This is a genomic window from Flavobacterium sp., from assembly GCF_035299245.1.
Lineage (GTDB): Bacteria > Bacteroidota > Bacteroidia > Flavobacteriales > Flavobacteriaceae > Flavobacterium.
Genome location: NZ_DATGWY010000010.1, coordinates 1 through 12,168, shown reverse-complemented (window position 1 = coordinate 12,168; position 12,168 = coordinate 1). Strand labels below are relative to the sequence as shown.

7 protein-coding genes are annotated in these 12,168 nt (G+C 37.5%); 3 read left to right on the top strand and 4 right to left on the bottom strand.

Going from position 1 to position 12,168, the window contains the following annotated elements:
* Nucleotides 1-177 precede the first annotated feature (177 nt).
* Nucleotides 178-4,083: a MopE-related protein gene (locus VK161_RS07495; protein WP_324214151.1), complete on the top strand. Its 3,906-nt coding sequence runs from the start codon at nucleotides 178-180 to the stop codon at nucleotides 4,081-4,083.
* A gap of 83 nt (nucleotides 4,084-4,166) precedes the next feature.
* Nucleotides 4,167-6,257 (top strand): hypothetical protein, encoded by a 2,091-nt coding sequence (locus tag VK161_RS07490; protein ID WP_324214150.1) that lies wholly within the window; start codon nucleotides 4,167-4,169, stop codon nucleotides 6,255-6,257.
* 340 nt (nucleotides 6,258-6,597) lie between these two features.
* Here the strand turns inward: VK161_RS07490 and VK161_RS07485 are convergent, their stop codons facing one another.
* From VK161_RS07485 to VK161_RS07470, 4 genes are all read right to left on the bottom strand, one after another.
* The gene (locus tag VK161_RS07485; protein ID WP_324214149.1) at nucleotides 6,598-7,908 is read right to left on the bottom strand and encodes an AarF/ABC1/UbiB kinase family protein; all 1,311 of its coding nucleotides are present in this window, start codon (nucleotides 7,906-7,908) and stop codon (nucleotides 6,598-6,600) included.
* A gap of 3 nt (nucleotides 7,909-7,911) precedes the next feature.
* Nucleotides 7,912-8,583, bottom strand: coding sequence for a TetR family transcriptional regulator C-terminal domain-containing protein (locus VK161_RS07480; protein WP_324214148.1), 672 nt, complete (start codon nucleotides 8,581-8,583; stop codon nucleotides 7,912-7,914).
* A gap of 146 nt (nucleotides 8,584-8,729) precedes the next feature.
* Complete coding sequence (locus VK161_RS07475; RefSeq protein ID WP_324214147.1) at nucleotides 8,730-9,425, bottom strand: OmpA family protein; 696 nt, start codon at nucleotides 9,423-9,425, stop codon at nucleotides 8,730-8,732.
* 15 nt (nucleotides 9,426-9,440) lie between these two features.
* The gene (locus tag VK161_RS07470) at nucleotides 9,441-9,917 is read right to left on the bottom strand and encodes a hypothetical protein (protein WP_324214146.1); all 477 of its coding nucleotides are present in this window, start codon (nucleotides 9,915-9,917) and stop codon (nucleotides 9,441-9,443) included.
* 176 nt (nucleotides 9,918-10,093) lie between these two features.
* Here VK161_RS07470 and htpG point away from each other — a divergent pair, with 176 nt between their 5' ends.
* Entirely contained in the window at nucleotides 10,094-11,980 is a 1,887-nt protein-coding gene (htpG, locus tag VK161_RS07465; protein WP_324214145.1) for a molecular chaperone HtpG, read from the top strand.
* Nucleotides 11,981-12,168 lie beyond the last annotated feature (188 nt).

Sequence of the window (12,168 nt, the reverse complement as noted above, 5' to 3'; positions counted from 1 at the left end):
AGTCACGATACAAAAGAAAACAATAGAATGGTTCTATTACTTAATTCTTAACAACCACAAACAATTTCAAGAAAAACTACACCAAACATTTAGCTGTATAGTTTTTATACACTACTAATAAAATTGTTTTTGGAAAAGTGCTGTTAAATTTGGTAATTAACTAAAATCAAACAATTTATGAAAAAATTTTTATTATTAATCTTCCTATTGACAATTTCAATAGGACAATCTCAAGTCCTGTTACAAGGATTTGAATCCGGTGGGATTAACGGAGGTCCATTTGGCGGAATGCCAGCACCTACAATAGTAACTGGAACTGGATCCAACACCAGCCAAGTCCTAAGAATTGATGGTAATACAACAGGTCAACCATGGCAAGGGATAAATTTATTTTTGTCACCTTCTGTAGATTTAACAACGAATAAAACATTGACTATGGATGTGCTTTCGAGTACTCCCATCACATTTTTAGTTAAAGCCACTACAGGAGCAGGATTTCCTGCAGCTTCTGTTACTCACAATGGTGATGGAACTTGGCAAACACTGTCTTTTACATTCAACACCTCATTAGATGGTCAAATAGCTAATCCTACTGGTACCTATTCGGGTTTTGTAATACATGCTTATTGGGAAGTTGGAAGAACACAGTTCTTTTCTCCAACAACTTGTCCTACGCCACCAAGAACATTTTTTGTCGATAATATAAGAGAGCCTTCTTTACTTCCTCCTGCAACAGTAGGTACTTTTACCGTACCCACTAAGAATGCTGGAGACCCTAATTTTTTCTTAACACCTCCAACTTCTAATAATACGAGTCCATTCACGTATTCAAGTAGCAATAATGCTATAGCAAACATTATCAACGGAAATGAAGTACAGGTAGGTGTTGGTGGAACTTGCACGATTACAGCTTCTCAGGTTTCTGATGGAACCTTTGCCGCAACATCGAGTACAGCAACTTTTGAAGTAATCTCTCTTAGTCCACCACAACCAGTTGGACTTGTCGTAAATAGTCCAACATCTTCAAGTGTATTTTTGGCTTGTGGGCCAAATAATGCAGGCAGCGGTGATGTTGTTTATAGATTATTTTATTCACCGACAGCCACAGCTCCAGCAAACCCTACAACTGCCACTCAATATACTTTTGGTAGTACACCAGGAGATGGAAATGGTCTTAGCGCATTTGGATTTGTTTTAACCGGTTTGAATTCGGGAACACCGTATACGTTCTGGTTGTATCAATACAATACCACTACTGGGTTGTATTCACCTCCCAACTCGGTAACAGCAACCACTACATCGGCAACTAATGTACCACAACCAGTAGGATTTGTTGCGATTAACCCTACTGCAACAAGTATGTTTTTAGCCGTTGGTCCAAACAATGTAGGTGGCAACATCGTTTACCGATTATTTTACTCTCCGACAGCTACTGCACCAGGAAATCCTCTAACTGCTACTCAATACACTTTTGGAAGTACTCCAGGTGATGGAAACGGTACTGCTGCTTTTGGATTTAATTTAGGCGGACTTAGCTCAAGTACCAATTACACTTTTTGGTTGTACCAATACAATACTGCAAGCGGAATTTACTCTACACCTGCTGTATCAACTAATACAACATTAGCGCCTCCTCCTGTTTTAATTCCTCCTACAACTAATGCACCTGTACCAACACGCAATCCTGCAAATGTTGTTTCAGTTTACAGCAATACTTACAGTAATATCGCTACCAATTATGATCCAAATTGGGGACAATCGGGTCATAATTTAGTGAATCCAAATTTTGTTGCAGTTTCAGGATCAGGTAATACTATTTTGCATTATGCAAACTTTAATTATCAAGGAACCGAACTTACAGCAACTAATTTGTCTTCTATGGAATTTTTGCACGTAGATCTTTGGACGAATGCTTCTACTTCTAATTCAATAATCCAAGTAAGTCCAATTAACGCTGGATCTGGTCCTTCAGAAGTTTTAGTTACTATCAATCATGTTCAAGGACAATGGGTTAGTGTAGATATCCCAAAAAGCTTATTCAGTGGTATGACGTGGGATAATGTTATTCAAATGAAATTTGCCGCTAATGGTGCAGGAAGCACTACTCCGATCGATATTTATTTAGATAATGTTTATTTCTGGAATAATCCGGGAGTGAGTACTGATGCTACTTTAAGCGATTTACAAGTTGATTTTGTACCAGTTAGTGGATTCAGTTCATCTCAATTTTCTTACACTTACACTTTGCCTTTTGGTACAACTGAAATACCACAAATAACATCTGCAACAACAAATAATGGTGCTGCAACTACTGTAATTAACCAAGCAACTGCTTTACCTGGTAGCGCAACTGTAGTAGTTACTGCAGAAGATACTTCAGTTCAGTTAACGTATACTGTTAATTTTGCATTTCCACCTCCACCAGCCCAACCTGTTGGTTTTGTAGCGTTCAATCCAACGTCTTCAAGCGCCTTTTTAGCATGTGGACCAAATAATGTTGATGGAAATATTGTGTACAGATTGTTTTACTCTCCAACAGCGACTGCTCCAGTAGATCCAACCACTGCAATAGAATATAGTTTTGGAGCTACTCCTGGTGATGGAAATGGTGCTAGTCCATTCGGATTTGTTATCACTGGATTAAATTCAAGTACTAACTATACTTTTTGGTTGTATCAATACAATACTGCTGAAAATCAATTCTCTGTACCTGCAACCGCTTCATTAACTACTTTATGTGCTCCTTTGAATTGGTATGTTGATAACGATGGTGATTCGTATGGAGTTACTAGTACTTTAGTTTCATCGTGTACTTCGCCTGGAGCAAATTATGTTAATCTAGATGGTGATTGCAATGACTTAAATGACACAGTTTATCCAGGAGCATTGGAAATTTGTTATGATGGTTTAGACAACGATTGTGATGGCACTATCGACGAAGGTTGTACACCAATCATTTCAGTAGTTCAAACGGCTCAATGTGGTTCAACATTGTCTTCAATCAACCAACAGATCTTTGCTAATTTAGTAGCTGGAGCTCAAGGTTACCGATTCAGAGTAACGGATATGTCAACGATGCAAGTGCAAACAATTGACAGAAACTTACGTGTGTTCCAATTGACACAGTTGACGAACTATGCTTTTGATAGAACGTATCAAATTGAAGTTTCGATACGTTACAACAACGTATGGCAACCATTCTATGGTTCACCATGTACTGTGACTACTCCGGCAGCGACTACCCAAATTCAGGCAGCTCAATGTGGAGGAACATTAACCACTATTGGAGATGTGATTTATGCCAACAACGTCCCTTTTGCAACAGGTTATAAATTCAGAATCACGAATTTGTTAACTTCAGCTCAACAAGAGGTTGAACGTCCGTTAAGAGACATTAAAATGACTCAAACTTCTATAGCTGAGTTCAATTCAACGTATTCAGTAGAAGTAGCTGTTAGAAACACTAACGGAGCGTATTTACCTTATGGAACAGCTTGTAACATTACTACACCAAGTTTCCCAACAACTCAGTTGCAATTGGCACAATGTGATGTGATTTTAACTAATCCAAATACAGTTGTCTATGCTGATTCGTATGCAGGAGCAACTACATATAGATTTAGATTTACAAACACCTCTTTAGGTTATACGTATCAATTTGACAAACCGCTTCGTTCATTCGCATTGAATACCGTTCCTGGTTTATTACCTGGTGAAACGTATTCTGTACAAGTGAGTGTTGAAATTGGCGGAGTGTTTGGACCATTCGGAAAAGTATGTACACTTACAATGCCAGGAGCAACAAGAACAAACTCTAATAATTCAAAACCTGCATTAGCATTTAGTGCTATCGTATCACCCAACCCATTTGGAGAAAGCTTCGGATTGGAAGTTACCGCTTCAACAGAAGAAAGCATCCAAGTGAAAGTATACGATATGTTAGGTAAATTAGTAGAAAGCAGAGAATTGGATACAACCACTGTTTCTGAACTACAAATTGGAGCTACTTATCCATCAGGAGTTTACAATGTAATTGTATCTCAAGGTGAAGAAGTAAAAACGATGCGAGTAATCAAACGTTAAAACGATAATTAATTATAATTAAAAAATGCCTCTCTGTATTGAGGGGCGTTTTTGATTATAATTTTTGAACTAAATAAATGCATATGAAAAAATTTAAAATTGTATTCACTCTAATTTGCATTTGGTTTTCAGCAGAAGTCCTTCAAGCTCAAGTCGGAATTGGAACATTAGTCCCCGAAGGCGCTTTGGACATTACTTCATCAAATGATGGTTTGTTAATTCCGAGAGTTGCTTTAGTTGATACATCCACTGTAACAGTTTTAACTGGAACGACATCAGAGCTAGTGTATAACACCGCTACAAGTGGCGATGTGACACCAGGATTTTACTATTTAAGTTCGGCTACCGGACCATGGGTACGACTTGCAACGGGCGCATCGGGTTGGCTTACTACAGGAAACACTAACATTGTGGATGGAACCAACTTTATCGGAACAGCAGCTGCAACCAATGTAGATGTAGCTTTTAGAAGAAACAATTCACCTGCGGGAAAAATTGGTCTCACGAGTGCTTCATTTGGAGTGGGTGCATTGAATGTAGGAGCTGCAACAAATAGTTCTGCCTTTGGCACTAATGCTTTATTGCTCAATACGGGTAATGATAATGTTGCCGTTGGAAATGGTGTCCTTTCAGCAAATACAACCGGAATTCAAAACACGGGTATGGGAAACAGTGCGTTACTATCAAATACTGGAAATGCCAACGCTGCTTTTGGATTTGAAGCGTTACGTACCAACTCTACGGGAATTAATAATACGGGAATTGGTTTTGAAGCCTTGAGAGCCAATACAACCGCAAGTAACAACACTGGAGTGGGTTTTCAGGCGCTACGAAACAATTTAACAGGCGCCAATAACGCTGCTTTGGGTTTTCAAGCCTTAAACAACAATAGAGCTAGTTTTAATACTGCAGTCGGAACACAAGCGTCGTTTGCGCTTACCACAGGAACATCAAATACTTCGATGGGATATCAAGCCCATCAGGATGCCACTACAGGATCTCAAAATGTAGCCATCGGAGAACGTTCTCTTGGAAGAAATAACGGAAGTGCCAATACCGTAATTGGATGGGAAGCCATGTTTGGAAGTACTTCTACCGCTAGTAACACTGCTGCTGTAGGATGGCATGCATTGTTCAACAATTCGGGCGCCAACAATACGGCAATCGGATATAACGCTTCACAAGGCAACACTAGTGCTACTGAAAATACAGCTGTGGGTGCAGGTTCGTTGAACGACAACACTACGGGTTCACGCAATACTGCTATAGGACGGAATGCTGGTTTTGCTGCCACATCAAGTGACGGAACTTTTGTAGGATACAATGCTGGTGCCTTTTCAACGGGTACACAAAACGCGGCTCTTGGAGCTAACGCCTTAGATGGTAGCGGAGCTTCGGCTCGAAATGTTGCCATTGGATATAACTCGCTTACCAATACTTCTACGGCTTCAAACAATACCGCTTTGGGTCACAGTGCTTTGAGCAACTTAGTAACGGGAACGGGTAATGTAGCCATAGGTTATCAAGCCGGACTTAACGAAACTACTTCGAATAAATTATACATTACCAACTCGAATACTACACCAACCACATCGTTGATTTACGGTGAGTTTGCACCCACTCGAATTTTACGTACCAACAGCACGTTCCAAATTGGTGATCCTGCTACTACGGGTTATGTTTTTCCGGTAGCGCGCGGTACCGCTAATCAATATTTGGCGAGTGATGCCAGTGGTGTTTTAAGTTGGGTTTCGCCAAGTGGAACCAACACCTTATCGGCGGTTAGAACCAATCTCAGTGCCAATCAAGCATTGACAACTGCTGGATGGCAACTGATTACTTACAATACGGTGGTGATTGATACCAATACCGAATTTGCAGGTAATCGTTTTACGGCCACTCGAGCTGGAATTTATGAAATCAATGCCGGTTACCATACCGACAACCAAAGTAACGCTCAGTTTTACTCGATTGGCGTGTATGTGAATGGTGCATTGTACCAACAAAATAGTGGAAATCATAGTAATTTGGGACCAGTTTCAAGAACGATTAATTGCATCGTAAATTTGGCCGTTGGTGGTTATGTAGAAATTTTTGCTGAAAATTACCAAACGGGAGTTCAAATTGACTCATTTTCAGGCAAAAGTTATTTTGAAGTTAAACAGCTTAAATAAAAAGTAAGAATGATTACAGTTTTTATATAAGACAAAAAAACACTGATATTCAGTGTTTTTTTTTTGCCTTTTCTTTGCATTTGATTGTTTGTGATGTAAGAAGATTGTCTTTGTAATTCGATTGCCCTAGCCCAGACCGAAGAGGAACGCTTTTTGCCAAAGCGATTGAGTTGTACTTGTTGCGATAAAGCGACCAACGGAAGCTCTTAGTGCAGCTTAGTACAACCAATTGATTTAAAAAAACGTGCAACGTAGGGCTGGATGAGCTTCTAAAAAAAGATAAGAGCAATCCTAAATGAGAATTGCTCTTATCAACCTAACCAATAAACAAAACAACCAATTATTTTAAATATTTTTCAAACGTTTTGGTGTGTATTCGTGCTTTTAATTCGTGCAACAGGTTGTACAACCCAAAAAAGGTTCTGTTAATGTATAAAAAGTGTTTTGAACCTCGATTACCGTTCATTTTTCGGAGTTGGGTGTCTTTGGCAAATTCCTCTCCCATAGTCGCTATTTTTCCGAAGAATTCTTCGTCTGAGAAGTCGAAAAAATCACCGTGAAAGGGTTTGGTAAACAAGCTCAATAAATCGTGGAATAACTTTGTAAAATAAACGATTTCTTCTTTTGAATCATCAAGGCGTAAAATCTCTAACTCGTATAATTTTTCGTTGAATAACTTCGGATTATCGATCACTTCGGGTTTGGCCAATTCGAAATACGGAACGTAAAATTCTTCTGGAACTTGTTTGATGCAACCAAAATCGATGGCAACTAACCTTCCTTCGTTGTCGATTAAAAAATTCCCCGGATGCGGATCAGCATGCACTTGTTTTAAATGGTGCATTTGGTACATATAGAAATCCCACAAGGCTTGACCTATGGCATCGCCTTTGGCTCTATCGGTATTGTGAGCTGCAAATTCGGATAAATGTTCGCCTTCGATCCACTCCATGGTTAAAATCTTTTCGGAAGACAACTGTGGAAAATAGTTGGGAAAACGTAAATTATCGATGTTTTTGCACCAATCGGAAACTTCTAAACTTTGCTTTAATTCCAAATTGTAATCGGTTTCTTCGAGCAATTTATCTTCTACTTCCTTGAAGTATTTGTCTGAATCTTTTCCTTTGATGTTGAACATGCGCACGGCAAAAGGTTTTACCAAGGCCAAATCAGAACTAATACTATCAGCAACACCTGGATATTGAATTTTTACGGCTAAAGTTTTACCGTCTTTTGTAGCCTTGTGAACTTGCCCAATGCTTGCAGCGTTGGTGGCATCTGGAGAAAAAGTATCAAATAAATCTTCCGGAAATTTGCCTAAATACTTCTTGAATGTTTTACGAACTAAAGGCGCAGACAAAGGCGGAACCGAAAATTGTGATAATGAAAATTTGTCGACGTATTGTTGTGGCATGATGCTTTTGTCCATGCTGAGCATTTGAGCCACTTTCAGCGCGCTTCCTTTCAGATTTTTCAATCCGTCGTAAATGTCTTCTGCATTATTTTCGTTGAGTTTGTCCTTGGTCAGCGACGGATTTACGATTTTTTCACCATAATACGCTACGTAGTTACCACCGACTTTGATTCCGGTTTTGACTAACTGACTGGCGCGTTCTATTTTGCTGGTTGGAATTTTATCTAATGTTTTCATCAATTAGTTCATTTTTTCTTTCCACAGAAATTTGCCCAAATCGAACAAACTTTCCAAGGGTTTGGTGTCTAATAAATCGACTACTGTATTCACTGATTTCTCAATAAGCACATCGGTTTTTTCGAATCCTTTAGAAGTGTCGTCCAACCAGAATTTTAATAAAAATAAAAACTGAATCCACGCTCCTTCTACATAAATCGGTTTGGTAATTTTGGATACTTTTTCGTTAATAACCGTTGAACTTGATGAAATTTCGTTTTTCACAAAGTCTTTTAGATGACTTCTGAATTGCTTTAAACTCTTCAGATTATTCAGACCTACTTTGTTTTCTTTTAATGCAAAAACTACATAACTTCTGTTCAGAGTCAAGATTTCAAATAAGGTAAAATAAAGTGTTAGTAATTTATTTTTATCTGAATAACCTGAAAATGCTTCTTCTTTTTGAATGGAAGCTTCGGCATTTTCGAAGAATTTTACCCAAATTTCTTGCTTTAGAGCATCAATCGAACCAAAAAAAGTATAGAAGTCTGTTTCTTCAATTTTGTGTTCTTTACAAAATGAATACACATTTTTAGGCTCTTCATTTTTTTCGAGTACGTAATTCATATAAAGAGAAATGATAATAGTATCATCTACTTTTTTCTTTTTGGCAGTTGTTTTCTTAGTTGTTTCCATGTTTTAGAATTTATGTAAAATTACCACTGTTTCATGATTCATCGAAAAAACTAAACAAAAAGTTTTGTTAAATGTCGTTCAAAATTTTTGAAAATAAAAAAGCGTTTACCTGTGGCAAACGCTTTGTTATTGAGAGTAGTAGAAAGTTAATTTCCTGCTTCTTTTTTGGCATCTTCAATCATTTTTTGGTTGGCTGTAATCGCAAATTCAACTCTTCTGTTTTGACTTCTTCCTTCTGGAGTATCATTGGTTGCAATTGGATCAGCAATACCTAAACCTGTAGTTGTAAAACGAGAAGTATTCAATCCTTTTGAAGCCAAATACGCTTTTACAGAAGCCGCTCTTTGCTCAGAAAGAGTCTGATTATACTCTACTTTTCCTGTACTATCAGTATATCCGTAAATTACGATATCAGTATCGGCATAACTTTGAAAAACAGGAACCAATTTATCTAAATTGGCTTTTGCAGTAGGAGTCAAAGTCGATTTATTCGTATCAAAACGAACTGAGTTTTCACCCAAAGTCAATTTGATTCCTTCTCCAACACGTTCAACGGTTGCGCCCGGTAAAGCGGTTTGGATTTCACGTGCTTGTTTGTCCATTTTATTACCAATAACTCCACCAGCAACACCACCAATTACTCCGCCTAAAACAGCACCCAAAGCACCGTTTCCTCCTTTACCAATGTTGTTTCCAAGAACAGCTCCAAGAACTCCACCAGCAACTGCACCGATGGCAACACCTTTTTGAGTGTTATTTGAGTTTTTTACGGCGTTACATCCGGTAAACGTTGGACTTAACAAAAACGAAAATGCTACTATATATAATGTAATTTTCTTCATGACTTATTTTTTAAATTAATTTACTTTTTCAAATTGGTATACAACATCCACTAATTTACCACCAACATTCGCTTTATCAATCAATTGAAAAGAAGTTTCTGTTTGATTTGCTATGGTTAAAATATATCCTTCGGTTACTTTTTTGGCTTTAGTTTCGTTGATGATTTTCAACACAAAATTACCTTCTTTATTTAAATACCAGGTGATTGGTGAAGAAAATCCTGTACATGAAGCGTTATTCAAAGCCATATCACCTTTATTGTTATTGGGAATTAAATTCCAATTACTTCCAATAAAACACTTTGAATCGGCTATGTCAAAAGAGCTAATTTTAATGTAATCTGAACCAGGAAAAGTCACTGAAGAGATTAGCCAAGCGCCTTTCATAGCCGAAGCCGATTTGTAATCCAGCTTGGTACTTGTTACTTGCTGTTTGGGTTTACATCCAATAAATGCAATGGTTAGCATCAAAAGAAAAATACTTTTTTTCATACCTATTCGAGTTTAAGTTATTACAGTACAAATATACTGACAATTTCAATAGCCTATTTACACATATATCGAATATATTTATAGAATTACAACTACGTCATTTTGTCAGATTACCTAATTTGGTACTGATTTTGACTAATTAAAAGCATAAATTGTTTAACTAAAAAGTTCAAAATATGTCAACAGGAAAAATTAATGTTTCAGTAGAAAACATTTTCCCTTTAATCAAGAAATTTCTTTACAGCGACCACGAAATTTTCCTACGTGAGTTGGTTTCGAATGCCACGGATGCAACTTTAAAATTAAAACATTTGACGAGTATTGGTGATGCCAAAGTAGAATATGGCAATCCAATTATTGAAGTAAAAATTGATAAAGAAGCCAAAAAACTGCACATCATTGATCAAGGTTTGGGAATGACTGCTGAAGAAGTGGAGAAATACATCAACCAAGTAGCTTTTTCTGGTGCAGAAGAGTTTTTAGAAAAATACAAAGATTCGGCTAAAGATGCAGGAATTATTGGTCACTTCGGACTAGGTTTCTACTCTGCCTTTATGGTGGCTGAAAAAGTAGAGATTATCACCAAATCCTTCAAAGATGAACCAGCTGCGCATTGGACCTGCGATGGAAGCCCAGAATTTACCTTAGAAGCACACGACAAAACGGATCGCGGAACCGAAATTATTCTTCACATTGCCGAAGATTCTCTTGAATTTTTAGAAGAATTTAAAATCCGTGAATTGTTGACCAAATACAACAAATTCATGCCGATTCCGATTAAGTTCGGAACCAAAAAAGAGGCACTTCCAAAGCCAGAAGATGCTCCAGAAGATTATAAAACAGAGTACAAAGAAATTGATAACATCATCAACAATCCAAATCCGGCTTGGACCAAACAACCTGTCGATTTAACCGATGAGGATTATAAAAATTTCTATCGTGAGTTGTACCCAATGCAATTTGAAGAGCCTCTGTTCAACATTCACTTAAATGTAGATTATCCATTCAATTTGACTGGAATCTTATATTTTCCTAAGATGTCATCGGATTTACAATTGCAGAAAGACAAAATCCAATTGTATCAAAATCAAGTTTATGTAACCGATAATGTAGAAGGAATTGTACCCGAATTTTTGGTAATGTTAAAAGGTGTTATAGATTCACCCGATATTCCTTTGAATGTTTCGCGTTCGTACTTACAAGCGGACGGAAATGTAAAGAAAATCTCCAATTACATATCGCGTAAAGTTGCTGACAAACTCAAATCGCTCTTCAACGAAAACCGTGAAGATTTTGAGAAAAAATGGAACGACATCAAAATTGTTTTGGAATACGGAATGCTTTCAGAACCAAAATTCTACGAAAAAGCGGGCGATTTTGTATTGTATCCAACTGTGAATGACAAATATTATACATTAGCCGAATTAAAAGAAGCCATCACTACCAATCAAACCGATAAAAACGGAAAATTAGTGGTTTTATATGCTTCTAACAAAGATGCTCAACACAGCTATATCGACATTGCCAAAGAAAAAGGATACGAAGTGTTGCTGTTGGACTCACCTATTGTATCACATTTAATTCAAAAATTAGAAGCCGATAACGAAAACTTGACATTCACTAGGGTAGATTCTGATCATATTGATAAGTTAATCCAAAAAGAAGACACACAAATCTCTAAATTGTCTGAAGAAGAACAAACCAATCTGAAAACGGTTTTAGAAGAAATTGTCCCTAAAGCCAATTACAGTGTACAATTAGAACCTATGGACAGCACTGCTGCTCCGTTCATGATTACTCAACCTGAGTTCATGCGCCGAATGAAAGAAATGTCGCAAACCGGTGGTGGCGGAATGTTCGGCATGGGTAACTTCCCTGAAATGTATAATTTGGTTGTGAACACTAACAGTGATTTGGCTACAACTATTCTCAATACTGAAGACAAATCAGCCCAAGAAAGTTTGGTAAAACAAGCCTTAGACCTAGCTAAAATCTCTCAAGGATTATTAAAAGGCGAAGAACTCACTGCTTTTGTTAAGAGAAGTTTTGAGCTTATAAAATAAAATAGCATCCATAAAAAAATGAAGCCTGCTAACTCTCACTAGCAGGTTTTTTATTTGGGCTTGTCCCGATAGACAAAAACAAGTTTGAAAAACGTAGTTTTTGCTAATCGGGGCGTGCCCCAATTGAACAGTGCGATTGTAGTAAATAGAAAATTAGTTATGTTCAATTGGGTCGGGCTATTCATTTC

Excerpts from the sequence above, each read along its gene's own strand:
- VK161_RS07495 (WP_324214151.1), top strand. The coding sequence starts at position 178 with ATGAAAAAATTTTTATTATTAATCTTCCTATTGACAATTTCAATAGGA.
- VK161_RS07480 (WP_324214148.1), bottom strand. The coding sequence starts at position 8,583 with ATGGAAACAACTAAGAAAACAACTGCCAAAAAGAAAAAAGTAGATGAT.
- VK161_RS07470 (WP_324214146.1), bottom strand. The coding sequence starts at position 9,917 with ATGAAAAAAAGTATTTTTCTTTTGATGCTAACCATTGCATTTATTGGA.
- VK161_RS07490 (WP_324214150.1), top strand. The coding sequence starts at position 4,167 with ATGAAAAAATTTAAAATTGTATTCACTCTAATTTGCATTTGGTTTTCA.
- VK161_RS07475 (WP_324214147.1), bottom strand. The coding sequence starts at position 9,425 with ATGAAGAAAATTACATTATATATAGTAGCATTTTCGTTTTTGTTAAGT.
- VK161_RS07485 (WP_324214149.1), bottom strand. The coding sequence starts at position 7,908 with ATGAAAACATTAGATAAAATTCCAACCAGCAAAATAGAACGCGCCAGT.
- htpG (WP_324214145.1), top strand. The coding sequence starts at position 10,094 with ATGTCAACAGGAAAAATTAATGTTTCAGTAGAAAACATTTTCCCTTTA.